We start from the raw sequence: 19,618 nt of genomic DNA on the forward strand, positions 1-19,618 counted from the left end.
AACGCCATCCTTTCCTATGATTCTACAAAAAGAATAGCGTATTTTTTCATTTTAGGGGGTTTTTTGTTTTGTTAGCTTGATAGCAATGGGGTAAAACCAGCAGCAACTACTAATTTTACAGAGGAGCTAAACGGTTCAATCGTACTAGGCGAACTATTCTTACATAATGGTGAAAAGTTCCCTATGATGTGTGAAATTGACATTGAAAATAACGAGGCAGTAATTCGTTCTGTTGTTTATTATAACGAAGCAGAAAATGAGTATATTGCTATAGAAAGATATTGTGAAAACGGTCGAAATGCCGTTATCGATTATTATTAACCTAACAATTCATGCAGAATCCAAAACCTTACGCTTCACTGCACATAAAGTAGATATTTATAAAAATTCAATAACGACTAATTTAAATTAAAGTTGGGCGAAATAAAGAAAACAATTATTAAATAAAGTGAAGCTTTAATCAGTGGGGGTCTTACTGCCCAGCAAATAGCGGGATAAAAACCGGAAAATCATTATCGATTCCCCGGTTTTTCAAACTAGATTAAAGTATTCCCTTTTCTACTAAAGTCTCTGCGATTTGAACTGAATTCCAAGCCGCACCTTTTAATAGGTTATCGGAAACAATCCAGAGGTGGAATCCGTTTGGCATATCAGGATCTTTACGTATTCTTCCGACAAATGTATCTATTTTTCCTTCTGCATATAATGGCATTGGATACAGCTGTTTACTAGGGTTATCCTGCAAAATAACACCTGGTGCATCCATTAATACTTCCTTAATTTCCGCAACGGTTGCTTCTTTTTCCAGTTCTATATAAACCGATTCTGAATGTCCTGATACAACTGGAACACGTACACAAGTAGCTGCCATTTTCAGGTTTTCATCTTCTAATATTTTCTTCGTTTCTTGAATCATTTTTACTTCTTCAAAAGTAAAATCATTGTCTGTAAATATATCTACTTGAGGCAGTACATTAAACGCTATTGGGTAATGTTTTTTATCTTTTTTCGCCGGTAATATATTACTTTTCACTTCTTCACCAGCAAGCATAGACTTAGCCTGCTCTTGTAATTCATGAATCGCATGAATGCCAGAACCCGATACAGCTTGATATGTTGAAACGATAATTCTTTCTAAACCGAATGATTTTCGAATCGGCTGAAGTGCTGTTACCATCTGTAATGCTGAACAATTTGGAACTGCAATGATACCTTTATGCTGCTTTAAAGTATGCACATTCACTTCCGGAACAACGAGCGGTACACCTTGTGCCATTCGGTACTCACTTGTGTTATCAATTACAATCGCACCACTAGAAACTGCATGAGTTACAAATTGTCTAGATACTTCTCCCCCAGCGCTAAAAAAGGCAATATCTACACCTTCAAAGCTAGTTGTTTTTGCCTCTTTTATAATTATCTCTCGTCCTTTGAATCTTACTTTCTTACCAGCGGATCGTTTTGACGAAAGCAATGTAACTTCAACTATATTAAACTTCATTTCATTCTCTAACAGTTCAATAATTTTTTGCCCTACCGCACCTGTAGCCCCAACAACAGCTACATGATAGCCCTTTTTTTTCATCTTTTCTCCTCCAATATCACCTGAATGAATATTTCTACAATTTCATTTTATACAGAATTTAATCATTTGGAAAATTAAAATACATGATATAATCATTCACAAATCATGATAATAAAAGAGGGATCGCTTATGGAAATGAGACATGTTAAAACATTTTGCGCCATTGTGAAGTATGGTAATTTTTCTAAGGCTGCGCATGCGCTAGGTTATGCGCAATCTACTGTTACAGCACATATGAAAGCTTTAGAGAACGATTTACATATTCCTCTTTTCGATCGGTTAGGGAAAAAAGTGCTACTTACAAAAGCAGGTCATCAATTTCATCCTTATGCATTAGAATTACTTTCAATATATGAAAAAGCGCAAGAAATCCCCCAAAATACAGATTATTTAGAAGGTACATTAAGTATTACATCTAATGAATCATTAGCGGTATACCGATTACCACAATTATTACGTACTTACAAACAGAAAAATCCAAAAGTAAATATCGTACTTGAAACAAACACAAATGAACAAGCATTACAAAAATTACGTGAAGGAGAAACAGACGTTGTCTTCATAATTGGAGAAAGTATAGAACATAATGATTTTATTACGCGTACTTTTAGTAATGAAACATTTGGATGGATTTTACCAGCTTATTCCTCTGCACATACAAATCCATTCCAGTTATTACAGGACACCCAGTTCATTTTTACAGAACAAAGCTGCGGCTATAGGCCAATGGTAGATTGTTTTTTACGTCAAAGTGGAAATATTCCAGCTAAAACATTTGAAACTTCCAATGTTGAAGTCATTAAACAATCCGTTATGTGTAAGTTAGGCATTTCAATTCTTCCTTATATTGTTGTACAAGAAAGTTGTCAAAAAGAACAACTATGTTTTCAGCCTATCGAAACTCCAACAGTTATTCAAAGTCATGTAATCTATCATAAATCTAGATGGATTTCCCCGGTGTTACAGTCGTTTCTTTCCTTACTTGAACGAGACTAAAATATTAAGATGTACATAGAAAAAGAGTAATTGCCTAATAAGCAATTACTCTCTTTCATTAATTAGTATACTATTTATTAGTCTGTCCCCCACCTGCAATTAATTTACTACCTGAATATGTACCTTTGTTCATAAACACTTGATTAATTAATTCTTTTTGCTCAGCTTCCGACATTACTCCTTTTCCTTCTCCTAAATTCCCACTTTGTAATTTCCAAATCTTATTGTGATCCCCATCAACCTTTTCATATTTTCCTTGTTTCCATCGTTCTAAAATTTCTACATATGTACTTCCCTGCACAAGATTATTACTCTTTACAATATCAATTAAGCTTTCAATCCGCTCTTGTGTAATAAAAATATAGCCCCACTTTTGATCAGCTTTCGCTTTTTGATGTGCCATTTCATGTAATGCTGTCTGTATGTTCTCATCTGTCCATTTAAAATTTTTATTAAAACCACTATTCGGCAATGAATAATTTCCATTTTCTAAAAGCTTTGCATCTTCTGCTTTTACGTTACTATCAGCTAATACTTCTACTGCTGGAGCAGCTGGTGATACCTTTTTCGCAGCTGGTTTACTATTATTTAAATAATGCAGCATACCATATGTTAAACCTACTCCGATTACCGCCATACCAGCTAGAATACCGATTATTTTAAATAGTGTTTTCATCGCGCTTGTTTCCTCCCAAATTTCTCTGTTCTGACTACCTAATTATTTCTTATATAAAAACTGTTACTTCATTCAAAATATCGCATCCCCTATCATATTATTTATATATACTTCCTCATATTGTATTTCTTTTCCTTTGAAATTAAAAGATTATTCTGTTAAATAATGAAAATATTCTACAAATTTTTCCTTTATATTTATAACGAAACAAAAAAACAACGATTGCGTTCTACAACACTCGTTGTTTTTACTTTATGCACGATTTTCTTTTAACCACTTCGTAATAACATCTAACTTCGAAACATCAAAACGTCTTTCTTCACACACGTTCAATTTTTTTGAGTTTTTCACTATTTCTAATTCATTATTTCTTACACTTTTCGCCTCAATTAATTTACAATACCCATCTGTAACAGTATTTAAATTTTCATAATAACGTTGAAACGATTTTGATATATGTAAATGTTTTTCGAAGTTTCTTCTTCTTTTCGTCTCATCAGATACTTTCCGCTTTCTAAGTTCTTCATCGTTCGTATATAAATAAAAATATTGATCTGGAAAACCAATTTCCCTATTTATCATCTTTTCTTTATAAAAATTTTCTATTAAAGATAATGGCTGATTAAATATATCAAAATGAAAACACCAATTATAACTAAGTGGCTGATATATATCGCCATCGAGTATTACTAATTCATATTGCTTTGACTTCTGAACAGCTATATTCCAGCGCTCAACTTGTTTTTCAAAATACCATGTTCTATGTTCATTTTTTGGCCTTTCAAATAAAGAATTCACTTCAGGTATTATATAAGCACCATAATTCTTTTCTAATTCACGGCACGTGATACTTTTACCAACAGCGCTTGCTCCCTCAAATGCTATTATCCCCATAGTTTCTTCCTCTTTCATTAACTAAAATTTCGTTGTTTCACTTTTCTTCCCCATAACTTTCTCCATAAAACAATTGAAGCAATAGTGAGCATGATTGTTGTAATGATACTACCTTCAATTCCGAACGTGCCTCCATGCAATGTTTCTGGTCCATTTGTTATAGACTTAAAAATTGGAGTAGAATATACAGTTGTGCCACTAACTGCAAAACCATATACATTATATTGAGCCCAGTTCCAAATTGAGTGCCATGCACATATTCCCCACAGACCGTCTTCTTTCAATACATATAAAGCTGCGAAAACACCCACTAATATTATATTCGATATAGATAATATTGTAATTCCCGGATTAAGTAGATGAAGAAATCCAAATAAAAATGAAGTTACAATTATTCCAACCCATATACGACTTCTAACAGAAAGAACCGGGAATAACCAACCTCGTACAATAATTTCTTCCGTTGCCCCTTGTATTAAAAAGGCAACTAGAGATCCTACTATTCCTACTATCACTGTTGAGGTAATATGTTGTACTTGCAATTTCACACTCCCCATTAATAATAGTAAAATAACTGGCGTTGAAATAAATAAAAACCCTATTAACGCACCTTTTAAATACTTTCTCATCCATTTCTCTTTCCAAAAGCCAATGGATGAAAAAGGTCTTTTTTCTACAAAACGAACCCATATAAATAAAATAAATATAGCTCCGCCAAACGTTAACACCATTCTAACATTGTCATAAATACCTTTCATGAATATCGTTTCAGCTTTCGGTAAAAATAACATAAATAACATAAAAAGTTCGCCTAAAGTCAAAAATATAATGGCTAATATTACAGCAAAGACTGGATGGACCTTTTTTCTCCCTGCTTTTGCTGCTTCAATTATTAAAAATGAATTATTTTTCACTTTCTTTTCTCCTTTTATAATATTTAACTACCAACAGTAAACAACCATATTTTACCACAAAAAATACATTATTAATATTTACTCTAAGTTTTTCTTACATGATTTTGCATAAATCCAAATTAGGAATAATATATAAATAAAAGAGGTGCCTTTGTGCCTTTACTATTATCACCCAGATTACTCAGTGGCATTACCAGCACTTGCTATTTCCCACCATTTGTTGTAAGATAGTAATTAAGGTCAATTTAACACTATATTTTCTTTGCATATTATCAAGTATCAATCAGGGACAGTTTGTACCCCTTATGGGTTTTTGATAATATGTGAAATTTTATTTTCATTCAAATAAGGCCGATCATATTGTAATTTTTCTACTTTTAGGAGGCATTACCATGACATTAACAGGTAAAGTAAAATGGTTTAACAGCGAAAAAGGTTTCGGTTTCATCGAAGTTGCAGACGGTAACGATGTATTCGTTCACTTCTCAGCTATCACTGGCGACGGCTTCAAGTCTCTTGACGAAGGTCAAGAAGTTAGCTTTGAAGTTGAAGAAGGTAACCGCGGACCTCAAGCTAAAAACGTTGTAAAGCTATAATTCAAACAATAAAAAGGTTGTTACCAGCAAGGTTAACAACCTTTTTAATATATAACTAAAATTTTTTACATAAAAGGAGTGGTTACATGTATCGCAATCGAAAGAACGATGTAGCAGAAGTACCACCAGAACAAACCCCTGTTTGGGAATGTGAATCAGAGGATTGTTTAGGATGGATGAGAAAGAACTTTTCATTTGAAGAAGAGCCTAAATGCCCTTTATGTAAAAGTAGCATGAAAAGCGGAGAACGTTTATTACCTAAATTAGGTTAATTTATAATAAAAAAAACCTCTTTTAATTAAGAGGTTTTTTTATTATAAATTTATGTCCTCAACATCAGTTCGCACTATAGAATACAATAATGCATCGTGTTGCTTATTTCCTTGATGAATATATCCGCGCAATAGCCCTTCCTTTTGGAAGCCAATTTTAGATAACATTCTACAAGAAGTAACATTTTCAGGATATGTAATAGCTCCAATTCTAAACAAACCTAAATCTTTAAATCCATAATCAATAATTTCTCCAGCTGCTTCTGAAGCATAACCATTTCCCCAATAGCGAGGATGCAGATCATATCCAATCTCAGATCGTTTACTCCATAATTGTAAATTGTTTAGTCCAATTGTTCCTATTAAAACGTTCGTTTCTTTTAACACAATTCCCCATCGTATTGCCTTTTTCTCAAAGTAATTTTTTGAAAAAGATTCGATCATACGTGAAGCTTGTCCAAACTCCGTAAAAGAATTCATACCGTAGTAACACGTCACTTCATCCAATGAAAAGATTTCATATATTTTTTGACAATAAGATTGTTCTATTTCAACTAAACGTAAGCGTTCTGTTTCTAATATAGGAAATGCCATAGGATCACTCCTTTCTCTCTACTCATTCATTATATCAGAAAAAATATGTATAATTAGTAAAGTCCTTATTGTTCCATAAATCAAACATTTCTAATGGCACATTCTCTCTTGGTTCTATATACACGAATTAGATACCTTCTGATTGCACCTCAAACATCACGCTATAATTTCCATAAATCGAATTTTAAATTATCAAGAACTGTAAAGAAATTGTTTCTTCATTTTCTCCTTCTAAACAACCAACCTACCCCATACATTTATGGTAAAATATAGTTAATATATTATTTTATTGTGGAGGTGAAAATTTCCTATGTATATATTCATCGGCTTATCCCTCTTACTCATATTACTTATTTTTTTATTCGCAAAGAAATTCACACCAAACTCATTCATGATGACTAGCTTTAAAGGCAATAGCTTTACGACATTTTCAATCGGTATTTTAATCGCTGCCATACTCTCACTTTCATATGGAACTTATCATGCAGTAACATATCAACCTGGTTATTTAGATATTAAATTAAAAAATCAAAACTATACTGTTTTCGGTAATGTAGGCGAATTCGGTTATTTCTCCGAAGAATTATTAAAAAAAGATACAGAAGTACAACTATATTTCATCTCTTGGAAAACAATACAGTTAAAAAATCCGGTAATACTTATAGAATATCCTTCAGGAAAACAAGAAACATGGAAGCCAAATATCGTATCAATACCGGTAAATAAATTACAGGAAAAACATGATATAAAAGATATTTATCAACTATCACCGTATTCATTTAAAGAGTCTGGAGAAATAACATTAACAATAAAAGAAAAAAATGTAAAAAACAACAAAATTTCCATTCAAATAAAATAAATAAAAACTGTTCCTCCATTTTGCTGAAGAGACAGTTTTTATTTATTCTACAGTATTATTTATTTAATATAGCCATTATTTCATTGGCTATATTCTTTCCATTTCCAATACACGCACCAATTCCGACACCGTAATATGAGGCACCAGCTAAATATACATTTGGATAAAGATTCGTCATTTTTTCTTGCAATGTTTGAACCGCTTGATTATGTTCTAAATGATATTTCGGCATTAAATCTTTCCAATTTGTAACTTCGACTACTTCTGGTTCACCTTTAATTCCAAGACTCTTTTCAATATCATATAAAGCTACTCGTACTAATTCTTCTTCACTATAATTTTTGATTGTTTCATATACCGGATTGGTGCTCTTATAAAACATTCTTACTAATAATTTTTGTTTACCCGATGTATGTTTCCACTTTCGACTTGTCCATGTACAAGCATCACAATGTAAATCACTGTTTTCCGTTACAATAAACCCTGTGCCGTCAGCTGGTAGTTGTTCATCTAGTATGTCAAATCCTAAGTAAATACTTATAAGAGATGAGTTTTTAAATGTATTAAACTGCTCATTTAACTCATTAGACTGTAATAAAGTTTGTGCTATATCATGTGGAGCTGCTAAAACAACATAATCAGCTTGTATTGTTTCATGATTTACAAAAGAAATCTCATATCGATTTTCTTGTTTACTTACAGCCGTCGTTATAGCACCTTTTTTTACGACAGTTTCAGTCAGCACTTCTTCTAAGCGATTAATTATCGTAGATAGTCCACCTTTAAATGATACGAATTTTTTATTTCCTGCTGATTGGAATTGTTTTTTATTCTCTTCAAAACCTTTAATAATACTTCCATACTTATTTTTATAATCTAGTAAATATGGTAATGTAGATGCCATTGTAAGCTCATTCAATTTACCAGAATATACGCCTGAAAGCACAGGAGCAATTTGTCTTTCCACTAACTCTTTCCCTAAGAAACTTTCTAAAAATAGAGCAAGTGATGTATCTTTCGTAAACTCTTTATTTTTCGTTATGAAATCTTTTAAAGCTACGATTTTCCCTTTCGTTGAGACTAGTGTACTGCTAAACAACGACCGGGCGCTCATCGGTATCCCAAATATAGTATCAGAAGGAATCGGATGTAACATGTTTTCAGAATATATGTAAGAAATACCCGTTTCATTATATACCATTTCATCTTCTAAATTTAAATCTTTTACAAGTGGCATAACATATTCATTACGAGCAACGATTGAATCCGCTCCTGACTCCATAATGAAATCCTTTTCTTCCACACTATGGATTTTTCCACCTAAATACTCTTCTTTCTCAATAAGAATTAAATTTAAATCGATATTATAATCCTTTTTTAATTTTTCTAAATAAAACATAGTAGAAAGTCCCGTTATACCTCCACCGATAACAACAACTGTTTTCATATGTGCTGCGCTCCTAACCGATACAATTAATAATTCCTTTTTATTATAACCAAAAGTCCTTATATTCGACTAGCAAGTTGCGCATTCTGTAAGAAATTAGACAATATATTTGAATATATTTTCAAATTACCTAATAAAAAAGAACTATAACATATACAAACCACGTCATAGTTCTCTTTATTTTAAAAACATAAAGTAATTGATTAATTTGTCTAGTTCTTGACTCAATGCCAATACTTTTTCATGTTGAATTCCATAATCCGATACTAAATATAAAAGTTCTTCTTTTTTTATTTCAATTACTTTTTCTAATTTCGCTAGTTCCATGTCGTTTTACATCTCTCCAAAAATAAAATGTATGTATTTCAGTATAGCCTACTTACATAATTAGTAAAAGTAAAATACGCATGTAAAATCTTACATATTTGAAAAAATAATATACTACTAACAAAAAAAGAAACTAGATTAAGCTTCCTTTTACAGATTATTGACGTTCATTAAGAATGAATAACATACCGGAATTTTTCTAATGTTATATCTTTATAATTTGGAGCTCTCTTTATATGATTAAAATAACTAGCAATTGTAGCTGCTCCAAAATGCGCATGCCAAATATCATTTGTTTCTTTTTTGCATTGAGAAATAATTGAAAGGCCGCCTTTTAAAATACTTTTGTTTTCCATTTTCTTTCTCCCCTAATAAAAATCACTATATTTTCATCCTAAAGATGGTGTCAGTACAAATAAAATGTGATTCGATTCATCACTTTTATTCAAAAATCGATGCTTCACATTCGGTGGAATACGTACAACATCGCCTTCTTCTAAAAAATATTCTTTTCCCTCCAATTCCACGTACACTTCCCCTTTCATAATAACAGCAATCTCTTCCTTATCTTCATGGGAATAATGGCTTTCTGTTGTGTTTGCTTGTTTATTTAAATCCATCATTAACATTTCAATACGTGCTTTCATAAAATCAGGTGTTAATACATCATATACAATGTGATCATTGTTTTCCCGATATACTTTTTTTCGATCTTTTTTCTTAGAAATGAGCGAATCTGTATCAATATCATTAATAAAAAGTGTAAACAGCGGTACATTTAATGCTTTTGCAATTAACTCCAAAACATTTAAAGAAGGATTAGCATGTCCTCTTTCAATTTGGCTAATTAGTGATGTACTAATCCCTGCATACTCAGCGAATTCACGAATTGTCATATTATTTTTCTTACGATAACTTAATACTGTTTGTCCAAGCCTATCATGTATCATAGTAAAACTTCCTTTCGTCCATCATAATGCATATTTCATTGTCTTTGTGCTGACATACTAAACAAAGGCAAATAATCCTTTCCTATTATCTCCGGGACTTATATACTTACTTTTGTACATTATATCGCATTAAGTTTATTATAATAAACATTCTATCGGAGGAACAAACTTTGAAATCACCTATTCTTTCATATTTCATCTTATTTTTTGGTGTATTCGCCTTATCAACTTCAGCAATTTTTGTAAAATTGGCAGATGCTCCTGCGACAATCATTGCTTTTTACCGATTATTCTTTGCCACACTAATCCTGTTACCGTTATTACTATTTAATAAAAATAGTCGAAATGAGCTAATAACTTTACCGAAAAAACAATGGGCACTTGGATTCGTATCTGGGCTATTTTTAGCTGCACATTATGTACTATGGTTTGAATCATTACAATATACTTCTGTAGCAAGCTCTACAGTTATCGTAACGTTACAACCTTTGTTCTCAATGATTGGTGGTTATTTTTTATTTAAGGAGAGATTTACGAAAGGAGCGGTTATTGGTTGCCTCATCGCTATTTCAGGTAGTATCATCATTGGCTGGCAAGATTTCCAAATTAGTGGAGAAGCTTTATATGGAGATATTTTAGCATTTATCGCTGCCGGTATCATTACTGCTTATTTTTTCATTAGCCAACACGTTCGTAAAGATTTGTCACTTATACCCTATTCGGTAATTAGTTATGGAAGTAGTGCTGGCTTTCTTAGCATATTTGCTTTCATGCAACAAGAATCTTTCATCCATTACTCTACACAAACTTGGTTGTGCTTTATTGGATTAGCTTTCATTGCTACAATTTTAGGACAAACCATTTTTAATTGGTTATTAAAATGGATGAGTGCTACTGTAATTTCAATGAGTATTTTAGGTGAAACAATTGGCACTTGTATGCTAGCGTACTTTATATTACATGAGACTATTTCTTTACAACAAGGACTAGGAATTACAGTTATTTTTATTGGTTTAGTATTATTTTTATTACAGCCAAATTCTAATGAAAAAGCATGACAGTATACTGTCATGCTTTTAACTATTAATTATGTACAATTAAACCATTCGGTCTAAAACGACTCATCATAATTTCATTAATAAACTTTCCGTGAGCTTTCAAATTCCCTATCTTTACTCCCTCTTCTACAAATCCAAATTTTTCATATAAAGCTTTTGCTTTTGGATTCGTTTCTAACACACCTAGTTCTACTCTCTCTAACATTAACCAATTATCAGTCAGATCAAGCATCTTCGTAAGAAGTGCTTTCCCAATTCCTTTATTATGATATTCACTGTCTACCCCAATGAATAGATCGCCTGAATGAGATCTTCGGCCCGGACTTTGTGTTAAACCTACAAACCCAACAACTTCTCCATCATATTCTGCAACAAATTCAAATTGATTTTGTGCTAAATTTCGAATTCTATTTTCCATAGCTTCTACACGCATGCTAGGTAGGAAAACCATATACGGTAAAACGTCATCCTGTATACATATACGATGAATTGCTCTAGCATCTTGTATTTCTACTGCTCTAACGTTGATCCCCATCTTTCTCTCCTCCATATAAATAACAATATATTTGTTTGTGTGTATTCTAGAAACATGTATGAATGACCTTCTCACTCGTATTTCTTTATGTCATTTTTACATAATTATTTCGATATAACACTTATTTTCCAAAAAGATTAACAAATATGGATTTGGTTAACTTTTCACCTCGTTATATAAATCAAGTAAATTTTCAATTGGAATACCATTTAGTTTCATCCCGACTATATTACAATTTTCTATTTCAATATTTTTCAGATTACTGTTACTTATGGTGCTACCTTCCAAGTCACATTTATCGAATAAAATAGGTTCCTTCTCATCTCCGAGACTTGTATTTTTGAATTGTACTCCACCTAAAGTCACCAAATTAAATTTACTGCCAGAAAGATTTAAATCTGCATATGATGACCTTCTAAAATTTATATTTCTAAACTTTGATTGACTTACATTGCAATTACTCATATTCGTATTCATTATATTGCTACCAACAAATGAACTGTTTTTTAAATTCACTTGATAATACCCTGTATTTGCTAAATTACAGTTTTCGTATTGACTATTTTTCATATCTTTATTTGTAACTACACTCGCTTTGTTTGAGCTTGTTTTTATTCTTTTCACGTAACAATACTCATCTTCCGATTCAAAAATCATTTGGTAGCCCATCTTTTTATAAAAGTGATGATTATTAATTTGTCTACTAGATGTTTCGAGATCCCAAATCTTTATGTTTGGATATTCCTTTTCTATTAATTTCATAACATGTGATCCAATTCCTTTTCCTTGATAAACAGGATCTACAAAAATACGATCAATTCGACCGTACGACTTACCAGAAATCGTAACTATTATCCCTCCAATTATTTCTTTATCCATTACAACTTTGAAAGAATCCAATTCTTCAATGGAATATTCCATCATTTCAACTGAAGAATATCCTGGTGGTTGAATGTTATAATCAATGACATCATCTTGTCCATATAGCCATTGTTTTGCTTCTGCATCAAATGTTCTTTTCATTATTTCTGTTAATTTCTCAGCATCTAAAATTGTAGCTTTTTCTATAGATATCATTGTTGTTTTCCCCTTCATTATTACAAACCGACAACTGTTGTGAATGCTATAATTATCAATTCACTTTTATTTTTAATGCTTTTCCCATTATTACATATGGAGTATCATTTGTACTTGGATGAAATGACTCCAATACATTTACCCAATCTAATCTTTCATATAACGAACGTGCTTTTTCATTGTTTACTTGTGTTGTTAAAACACTCGTTCTATTTGAAAGCCCTTCTAGTAATTTATTATGTAATTTCGTTCCAAGACCTTCATTTTGATATTGTGGGTGAACTGCTAACTCTACAAATTCAAAACAATCTTGTAACCATTCGTCTACTTGCTCTAGATGTAACGCTTCTCTCATTAATTGATTATAGTACTGTCCCTCCATTGAGCGATAACCATAAGTAAAGCCAACTACTTCATTTTCATCATTTATTGCTACTATACCTTTAAAACCTGTATATTCTATATGCCTATTCATTCGTTCGATCATTTCATTGAAATTTGTTTTCTCAAATACTTTACAATACAATTTTGCCATATCCCCAATTAAGATCTCATCTTTTTCAATGCTTATGAATTTCACTTTATTCCCCCCTGTTAAAACATTTATATCCTTATTCTTTTAAAAACAAAGAAAATTAATACTAATCACTCTCTTTACTATTAAACTACAAATCACCCTATATTTTCCACAATCACTTAGTATTAATGAATAACAGAAGAGACCATGTAATGTAAACATGTTCTCTTCTGTTATTCATTTTCAATTTTATCCCGCTATTTTCCAGGCAGTAAGACCCCCACCTCAAAATTCAGCGAAAGCAAAAAAGTTAGGTGGGGGTGGGGCTAATAATCAGTGGGGCTGAACAAAACCCCCACTGATTAAAGTTTCACTTTATATAATTAAAAATTAGATATTACTTAAGCCACTCGTTGCAAGTATTACTTAACTGCTGTAAATCTTCTATAAATTGACTCGCATCATATCCATCACAAACCGAATGATGTACTTGCAATGAAACTGGTAGCATAACCTTGTTTCCTTCGTTAAAATATTTCCCACAAGTTATAATTGGCAATAGAAAATTTTCATCATTATTAATATTAAGATTAAATCCAGTAAAACTAGTCCAAGGTATACTAGAAATTGGAAATACATTAGGCGGAATATTTTCTTTCGTGAAAAAACCATGAACACTAGCATAGCATCTCATATCGTCTTCATAATTCTTATAGAAAGTGCGGAAATCCCTTGAATAATCCGTCCATATACTTGAAAAAGACTTATCATCTTTATGAAAGATCGTATAACTCGGTATCATTTCCTCCCAATAGCCTAAAACTCCTTCATCGTTAAAACATGTTCGAAATTTTTTATGATTATTTACTACTCTAGAAATTAAATATATAAAAACGGGATAAAATTTTATTCCCTTTTTATATACTTCCTCTAATAACATCGTGATATCAACATTAACAGTCATACTAAATGTACATTTCAACTTTAAATAATGCTCAAAATACTGCTCTCTATTCCAATCTTCTCTATCAATTACATGAAACTTCATTCTAATAGCCTCCTAAAATTTTCTTTTTATTTTAGAAGGCTAATTCCCTTGCTTTCACCATAATTGTTCACTCCTAACAGTTTACAATTCACCCTAATTATTTATTTAATTATATAACATATGTAAGAATCAATTCACATATTTCTGGAAATCCATCCACATACTATAGATAAATCAAATAAAATTTGGAGGATACGTACATGAATAACAAAAATATGAATAAAAAAGAAAATGTTACTGAAAACACTACATCTATTCAAAATAATAATACTGCAAACCTTACTATCGAAGAACAAGCAATGAACGGCTTATACGGAATGCCCGAAACAACAATTGAAGATGCTGATCACGCTGCAGCTGATGATTTGACTTCGAAAAATTAATTAACTACATTGAAAAAAGCCAAGGAAAATATCCTTGGCTTTTTTACCTAGGCATCCACCTTTTGTATTTCTTCACTCTTTCTTGAAAGTTTACCTGGCCAAAAAGCAAATCGGCCTAACACAACTGTAATTGCGGGTACAAGTAACGGTCTTACGATAAACGTATCTAGTAATACGCCAATTGCAGTTACAATGCCAAATTGAACTAATACTTGAATTGGAAGTGTGCCTAACACTGCAAAAGTTCCTGTTAAAATTAAACCTGCCGATGTAATAACACTACCTGTTTGTATTACACCATTTTTTACTGCATCCAAGTGATTTTGTGTCTTTCTGTTTTTCCATATTTCTGAAACCATAAAGATATTATAATCTTCACCTAAAGCAACTAAAAATACGAATGCGTACAACGGTATCGCACCTTGAATGGCCGGCGATCCCATACCGTAATGAAGTAATATCCATCCTGCTCCTAATGCTGAGAAGAATGATAAAACGACAGTTACAATTAAATAAATCATCGCAACAACCGATCGTAAATAAACAAGTAATAGTAAAGCGATAATGCTAATCATTACTGGAATAATTACTGATTCATCACGTTCAGTAATTTGCTTTGTATCATATAATGAAGCTGTTTCTCCACCAATCCACAATTGCTCTTCAGCATTACTAATCCCAGCATCTTTTAATACTTTTTCTACATTACTTTTCAATTTAGGAATTTGATCTAACGCTTCAATTGAGTATGGATTTTCCGCTAAAGAAACTTCATACATTTGTATTTGCTTATTTTCTTTTCCCTCTTTTGGCTCTTTCACTGTATTTACGAAAGAAAATTTCTCTAGTTCTTGTTTAATAGGAAGCTCTTTTCCTTTCGTATCAACAACCACTTTTACTGGTGCTAGTTCACCAGCTGAGAAATGATCACTAATTAACGTAAACCCTTCACGAGAAGGCATATCCTTTGGAAACGATTCTAATAAGTCATATGTGTATTGAATACGTGGTACGAACGAAGCCAATCCACCTAATACAAACACAGTTAGCATAATTATTGTCCACGGTCTTCGGACTACTACATCTCCAAGTTTTTTACTAAAGGAGCCTTTTGATTTTTTAACTTTTACAGCCCTCTTTTTCTTTCTTGCAAACTCCTCATTCATTGAAGTTGTTCTCGGTATAAACGGGAAAAATGCAATTCTACCGAAAATTAATAATAGTGCTGGTAAAATCGTTAAAGCTGCGATTCCCATTATAAATACAGCAACACTAAATGGTACTGCAAATCGATGAAAGGCTCCATAATGAGCAAGTAATAATGTTCCTAATCCAAGTACAACAGTTAACGCACTCATTATTATTGCACCGCCAGAAGCTTTAATTGCAAGTTGCAATGCTTTATATTTACTTTCTTCTTCTAACAAGTACTCTCTATATCTCGAAATTAAAAATAGACAATAGTCCGTTCCAGCACCAAACAATAATACTGTCATAATTGATATCGCTTGGGCATCCACTTTAATCCATCCGTGATCAGCTAAAAAACCGAGTGTAGGACTAATGATACCGTATGCAAAGCCAACAACAAGTATAGGTAAAATTGCTAAAATTGGCGAACGGTAAAGTAAAATTAATAGGACCAAGACTAATAATACAGTAGCCACTAACAATTTCACATCTGCTTGACTAAATAAACTAACTGCATCCGTTTGAATACCTACAGGTCCAGATAATCGAACATGTAAACCAGATTCACTTATTTTTTGTTTAAATGGATCTTCATCCACCTTACTATTCACTATTTTTCTAAACTCTTCAAGATTTCCTTTTAATATATCCGTACCAGCAGATTTATTAAAGAATACCGGTGTAACAAATGATGTACCATCTTTTGATGCACTTTTTGATAATACTTGCTCTGGAATTGTATCAAATGGTGGTAACGTTGATTGTTCTTTTAAAGGACTAGCTTTTAACTCTTTATAAACGTCTTGTATGAGTTTATAATCCTGTGACTGTAATCCACCATCTCTATACCATACTACTAACAGCGGATTCCCTGCATTATTCGGAAATTCTTTTTTCATAAGCGCTTCCGCTTGCTGTGACATAGCTGTTTCAGGTGAATTTTTCGGATTCGGTTCTTTCGTACTGTTTACTTGTGGTAACGTAAATGAAAGTAATAATGTAATAAGAACCCACACCGATAAAGTGATCCATTGCGTATTTCTCCCTGCTACAAGCCTCCCTAACATATGTAACGGGTGCTTTTTCATAAAAAACCCACCTTCCTTTTTCCCTCCATTATTAATTATATATACTGGTCGGTTAATTAATCAAGGGTGATTGAAAATTATGTTATAATTATCTCAATCATAAATGTCAGGAGCGAATGGATTTGGAACAAAAACAACGTCCTCTCGGAAGGCCGCGTCAAAATAAAAATACAAAATCTACAAAAGAAACCATTTTAGAAGTAGCAACCCGCTTATTTCTTACACAAAATTATCAAGTCGTTTCTATGGATGAGGTCGCAAAAGTTTGTGACGTTACGAAAGCAACTGTCTACTATTACTATTCAACAAAAGCCGATTTATTTACCGCTACTATGATCGAAATGATGGTACGTATACGTGAGAATATGTCTCAAATACTCTCTACAAACAAAACTTTAGAAGAAAGATTATTAGACTTCGCTAAAGTTTACTTACACGCAACGATGGATATTGATATGAAAAATTTTATGAAAGATGCAAAACTGTCGTTATCTAAAGAGCAATTGAAGCAATTAAAAAATGCTGAAGATAATATGTATGAAGTACTAGAAAAAGCACTCGATAACGCGATGCACATCGGAGAAATTCCGAAAGGAAACGCTAAATTTGCGGCTCATGCTTTCGTATCTTTATTATCAATTGGGAATTTTAAAGATGAAAATCACAATCCTATTCTTGCAAATATAGATGAATTAGCACAAGAAATCGGTTCTTTTTATTGGAACGGATTGGATCATTCATATTAAACTGATTTGCTTTAATAAAAGAGCATGTTTGAATTTTTTCAAACATGCTCTTTTATAATTTATTTATATACTAATAATCAGATTATACTTCAATGCTGTTTAACAAAAAATTTCACTTTAACTTTTACAAATTTTGAAGTTGAACATTTATATTCTCCTTACTAAATCCCCCATGGTAACAAACTACAGATTCAATATGTAAATTTAAATACTTCTTCAAAGACTTCTTTGCTTCCTTAATATTTATAGTTGTTGGGGCGTGAATTCCTCCTAACATCCCATTCACACTATACATAGAGTCTCCTGCAATAAGAATTTTACTTTGTTTCAAATATAAACTAATATGACCCGGAGTATGCCCTGGAGTATGAAGAATTAGTATTCCACCGCAATACGGAAGTTCTTGCCCATCAATCACAGTATCACTCACTTTTCCTTTTGGTCGGTTCTCTACATTTCCGTCCTTCAATAAAGGTAAATCCCCCTCGATATATGGCTTATCTAGTTCGTGCGCATAAACTTTAATATTACTTCGACAGCGCTGCAACAACTCCGGAAGACTACCTATATGATCAATATCCTGATGCGTCAAAATCACGACTTTTAACTTATCAAATGATACCCCAACCTTTTCCATCTCTACTTGTATATCTTCAATTTGTCCTGGGAAACCCGTATCTATTAATACTGCCATTTCATCATCCCATAAAAGAATTGGATGAATAACAAATTCTTGAAATTCAAGTTGTAACATTTCTATCCCTTTAGCAATCTCCATACAGCCATTCTCCTTTATGTTGAAGTTTGAAAATATGTACGAGTAAACTGAAAATATAAAGTGAAACTTTAATCCGTGGGGGTTTTACTACCCGGCAAATAGCGGGATAAAGCACCTCTATCTTATAATATGTTTTGTCATACCAATAGAGAATGCCTCAAACCCTATAGATTCATAGTAAGATTGCAATTTTTCTACACACATAAGTTGTGGAATAACCTTGTTTTGTTCACAGTGCTGGATTAATCGTTTCACTATTTCTTTTCCGATGCCACTAGACTGATATTTTGGCAATACACCAACTCCACAAATAACGCCTGTTATTACTCCATCTGATATGACACGCCCCATCCCTACTAACCTCTTATCATCAAAAACATAAATTGCATACCAACTTTGCTTACACATTCGTTCTAACTCGTTAACCGTTAATTTAAGAGAATTCCATCCTAAAGATTCGTATAAGGATAATAATCCATTAAAATCTGTAGGATGTTCACTTGTGTAGCGTATACTATTTTCCATGTAAATACTCCCTATTCTCTGGCTTGTTTATATTTCATAAAATTCCCTTTACACAAATCTGATCGATGTAAAAATAACTAGAACAAACTTCAATAAGAAAGATAGAATTCCTTCTCAATATAAAATAAAAAGAAGTTATCTCACTTAAGATAACTTCTTTTATATAAGACTCTCATTATATTATCAACCAAAAAATATACAACTGCATACGATTAGCACAAACAAAACTAATAAACCATTTGAGAAATAACCCATTAAATACTACCCCTTTATTAAATTATGTAAAAGATTTTATCATAAAATGATTTACAACTTAATAACTGAAAAAGACATTGTATTCATTAGTTATATACGTTTAGTAATATTTTATATTCCGTTATATTCTCGTTCCCTGAAAGTGCTTATCATACTCTTCTACTTCAGTTCATATAAGTTCAAAATATTAAATAATAAATCAAGAAGACCTCCACCTTGAACTGAACCCAAAAAATTAGACAAATATATTAAGCAGCTACTAAGGATTGAACTCTGTATTGCACAGGGGACAATCCTTTTAGTTTTG

Annotated in this window: 23 protein-coding genes and 1 pseudogene; 8 read left to right on the forward strand and 16 right to left on the reverse strand. The window is 32.1% G+C overall.

Annotated elements, in window-relative coordinates:
* Window positions 1-78 precede the first annotated feature (78 nt).
* Window positions 79-412, forward strand: a pseudogene (locus MR169_RS26110) (hypothetical protein); the annotation flags it as partial.
* Between the two features lie 129 nt (window positions 413-541).
* Here the strand turns inward: MR169_RS26110 and MR169_RS26115 are convergent.
* A complete protein-coding gene (locus MR169_RS26115; RefSeq protein ID WP_242320291.1) occupies window positions 542-1,585 on the reverse strand; it encodes an aspartate-semialdehyde dehydrogenase in 1,044 nt (347 codons plus the stop codon).
* A gap of 129 nt (window positions 1,586-1,714) precedes the next feature.
* On the opposite strand from MR169_RS26115, the gene MR169_RS26120 reads away from it, so the two are divergent.
* Window positions 1,715-2,581: a LysR family transcriptional regulator gene (locus tag MR169_RS26120; protein ID WP_000425900.1), complete on the forward strand. Its 867-nt coding sequence runs from the start codon at window positions 1,715-1,717 to the stop codon at window positions 2,579-2,581.
* 70 nt (window positions 2,582-2,651) lie between these two features.
* Here MR169_RS26120 and MR169_RS26125 read toward each other — a convergent pair whose 3' ends face one another.
* The 3 genes from MR169_RS26125 to MR169_RS26135 all read right to left on the reverse strand — a co-directional run bounded on the left by MR169_RS26125 (window position 2,652) and on the right by MR169_RS26135 (window position 5,065).
* Window positions 2,652-3,257, reverse strand: a complete 606-nt coding sequence (locus MR169_RS26125) for a PRK06770 family protein (RefSeq protein WP_000853594.1) — start codon at window positions 3,255-3,257, stop codon at window positions 2,652-2,654.
* Window positions 3,258-3,509: 252 nt separating this feature from the next.
* The gene (locus MR169_RS26130; RefSeq protein ID WP_201145411.1) at window positions 3,510-4,169 is read right to left on the reverse strand and encodes a chloramphenicol acetyltransferase; all 660 of its coding nucleotides are present in this window, start codon (window positions 4,167-4,169) and stop codon (window positions 3,510-3,512) included.
* The gene (locus tag MR169_RS26135; protein WP_016117898.1) at window positions 4,169-5,065 is read right to left on the reverse strand and encodes a CPBP family intramembrane glutamic endopeptidase; all 897 of its coding nucleotides are present in this window, start codon (window positions 5,063-5,065) and stop codon (window positions 4,169-4,171) included. The genes MR169_RS26130 and MR169_RS26135 overlap by 1 nt, the downstream gene beginning before the upstream one ends.
* A 392-nt stretch (window positions 5,066-5,457) precedes the next feature.
* Here MR169_RS26135 and cspD point away from each other — a divergent pair, with 392 nt between their 5' ends.
* Window positions 5,458-5,661, forward strand: coding sequence for a cold-shock protein CspD (gene cspD, locus MR169_RS26140; protein WP_000176366.1), 204 nt, complete (start codon window positions 5,458-5,460; stop codon window positions 5,659-5,661).
* Between the two features lie 86 nt (window positions 5,662-5,747).
* Window positions 5,748-5,933 (forward strand): cold-shock protein, encoded by a 186-nt coding sequence (locus tag MR169_RS26145; RefSeq protein WP_000286203.1) that lies wholly within the window; start codon window positions 5,748-5,750, stop codon window positions 5,931-5,933.
* Window positions 5,934-5,975: 42 nt separating this feature from the next.
* Here the strand turns inward: MR169_RS26145 and MR169_RS26150 are convergent, their stop codons facing one another.
* Window positions 5,976-6,527: a GNAT family N-acetyltransferase gene (locus tag MR169_RS26150; protein WP_000885387.1), complete on the reverse strand. Its 552-nt coding sequence runs from the start codon at window positions 6,525-6,527 to the stop codon at window positions 5,976-5,978.
* Window positions 6,528-6,837: 310 nt separating this feature from the next.
* Between MR169_RS26150 and MR169_RS26155 the strand changes: the two genes are divergently transcribed.
* Window positions 6,838-7,386, forward strand: coding sequence for a hypothetical protein (locus tag MR169_RS26155; protein WP_016117897.1), 549 nt, complete (start codon window positions 6,838-6,840; stop codon window positions 7,384-7,386).
* Between the two features lie 55 nt (window positions 7,387-7,441).
* Here MR169_RS26155 and MR169_RS26160 read toward each other — a convergent pair whose 3' ends face one another.
* The 4 genes from MR169_RS26160 to MR169_RS26175 all read right to left on the reverse strand — a co-directional run bounded on the left by MR169_RS26160 (window position 7,442) and on the right by MR169_RS26175 (window position 10,110).
* Window positions 7,442-8,833 carry a protoporphyrinogen oxidase gene (locus MR169_RS26160; RefSeq protein ID WP_000860365.1) on the reverse strand — a complete coding sequence of 464 codons (1,392 nt, stop codon included), beginning with the start codon at window positions 8,831-8,833 and terminating at the stop codon, window positions 7,442-7,444.
* Between the two features lie 177 nt (window positions 8,834-9,010).
* Window positions 9,011-9,160, reverse strand: a complete 150-nt coding sequence (locus MR169_RS26165; RefSeq protein ID WP_000417698.1) for an aspartyl-phosphate phosphatase Spo0E family protein — start codon at window positions 9,158-9,160, stop codon at window positions 9,011-9,013.
* 170 nt (window positions 9,161-9,330) lie between these two features.
* Entirely contained in the window at window positions 9,331-9,516 is a 186-nt protein-coding gene (locus MR169_RS26170) for a hypothetical protein (protein WP_000428905.1), read from the reverse strand.
* Between the two features lie 33 nt (window positions 9,517-9,549).
* The gene (locus MR169_RS26175; RefSeq protein ID WP_000581041.1) at window positions 9,550-10,110 is read right to left on the reverse strand and encodes a helix-turn-helix domain-containing protein; all 561 of its coding nucleotides are present in this window, start codon (window positions 10,108-10,110) and stop codon (window positions 9,550-9,552) included.
* Between the two features lie 170 nt (window positions 10,111-10,280).
* Here MR169_RS26175 and MR169_RS26180 point away from each other — a divergent pair, with 170 nt between their 5' ends.
* Complete coding sequence (locus MR169_RS26180; RefSeq protein WP_242320292.1) at window positions 10,281-11,168, forward strand: DMT family transporter; 888 nt, start codon at window positions 10,281-10,283, stop codon at window positions 11,166-11,168.
* Between the two features lie 25 nt (window positions 11,169-11,193).
* Here MR169_RS26180 and MR169_RS26185 read toward each other — a convergent pair whose 3' ends face one another.
* The 4 genes from MR169_RS26185 to catA all read right to left on the reverse strand — a co-directional run bounded on the left by MR169_RS26185 (window position 11,194) and on the right by catA (window position 14,345).
* Window positions 11,194-11,703 (reverse strand): GNAT family N-acetyltransferase, encoded by a 510-nt coding sequence (locus MR169_RS26185; RefSeq protein WP_016117894.1) that lies wholly within the window; start codon window positions 11,701-11,703, stop codon window positions 11,194-11,196.
* Window positions 11,704-11,859: 156 nt separating this feature from the next.
* Window positions 11,860-12,798 (reverse strand): GNAT family N-acetyltransferase, encoded by a 939-nt coding sequence (locus MR169_RS26190; RefSeq protein WP_001999770.1) that lies wholly within the window; start codon window positions 12,796-12,798, stop codon window positions 11,860-11,862.
* A 37-nt stretch (window positions 12,799-12,835) separates the two neighbouring features.
* The gene (locus MR169_RS26195; RefSeq protein ID WP_000668805.1) at window positions 12,836-13,360 is read right to left on the reverse strand and encodes a GNAT family N-acetyltransferase; all 525 of its coding nucleotides are present in this window, start codon (window positions 13,358-13,360) and stop codon (window positions 12,836-12,838) included.
* 334 nt (window positions 13,361-13,694) lie between these two features.
* Window positions 13,695-14,345, reverse strand: coding sequence for a type A chloramphenicol O-acetyltransferase (catA, locus tag MR169_RS26200; protein ID WP_000668529.1), 651 nt, complete (start codon window positions 14,343-14,345; stop codon window positions 13,695-13,697).
* A 200-nt stretch (window positions 14,346-14,545) separates the two neighbouring features.
* Between catA and MR169_RS26205 the strand changes: the two genes are divergently transcribed.
* A complete protein-coding gene (locus MR169_RS26205; protein ID WP_001060657.1) occupies window positions 14,546-14,728 on the forward strand; it encodes a DUF4021 domain-containing protein in 183 nt (60 codons plus the stop codon).
* A gap of 47 nt (window positions 14,729-14,775) precedes the next feature.
* On the opposite strand, the gene MR169_RS26210 is transcribed toward MR169_RS26205, so the two are convergent.
* The gene (locus MR169_RS26210) at window positions 14,776-17,007 is read right to left on the reverse strand and encodes an MMPL family transporter (RefSeq protein ID WP_242320293.1); all 2,232 of its coding nucleotides are present in this window, start codon (window positions 17,005-17,007) and stop codon (window positions 14,776-14,778) included.
* A 122-nt stretch (window positions 17,008-17,129) separates the two neighbouring features.
* On the opposite strand from MR169_RS26210, the gene MR169_RS26215 reads away from it, so the two are divergent.
* On the forward strand, window positions 17,130-17,753 hold the full coding sequence (locus MR169_RS26215; protein WP_242320294.1) for a TetR/AcrR family transcriptional regulator: 624 nt from the start codon (window positions 17,130-17,132) through the stop codon (window positions 17,751-17,753).
* 124 nt (window positions 17,754-17,877) lie between these two features.
* Here the strand turns inward: MR169_RS26215 and MR169_RS26220 are convergent, their stop codons facing one another.
* Window positions 17,878-18,531 (reverse strand): MBL fold metallo-hydrolase, encoded by a 654-nt coding sequence (locus MR169_RS26220; protein WP_086392398.1) that lies wholly within the window; start codon window positions 18,529-18,531, stop codon window positions 17,878-17,880.
* 117 nt (window positions 18,532-18,648) lie between these two features.
* Window positions 18,649-19,056 carry a GNAT family N-acetyltransferase gene (locus tag MR169_RS26225; protein WP_000431736.1) on the reverse strand — a complete coding sequence of 136 codons (408 nt, stop codon included), beginning with the start codon at window positions 19,054-19,056 and terminating at the stop codon, window positions 18,649-18,651.
* Between the last annotated feature and the right edge of the window lie 562 nt (window positions 19,057-19,618).

The organism is Bacillus cereus group sp. BfR-BA-01349, assembly GCF_022663795.1.
Taxonomy (GTDB): Bacteria; Bacillota; Bacilli; order Bacillales; family Bacillaceae_G; genus Bacillus_A; species Bacillus_A cereus.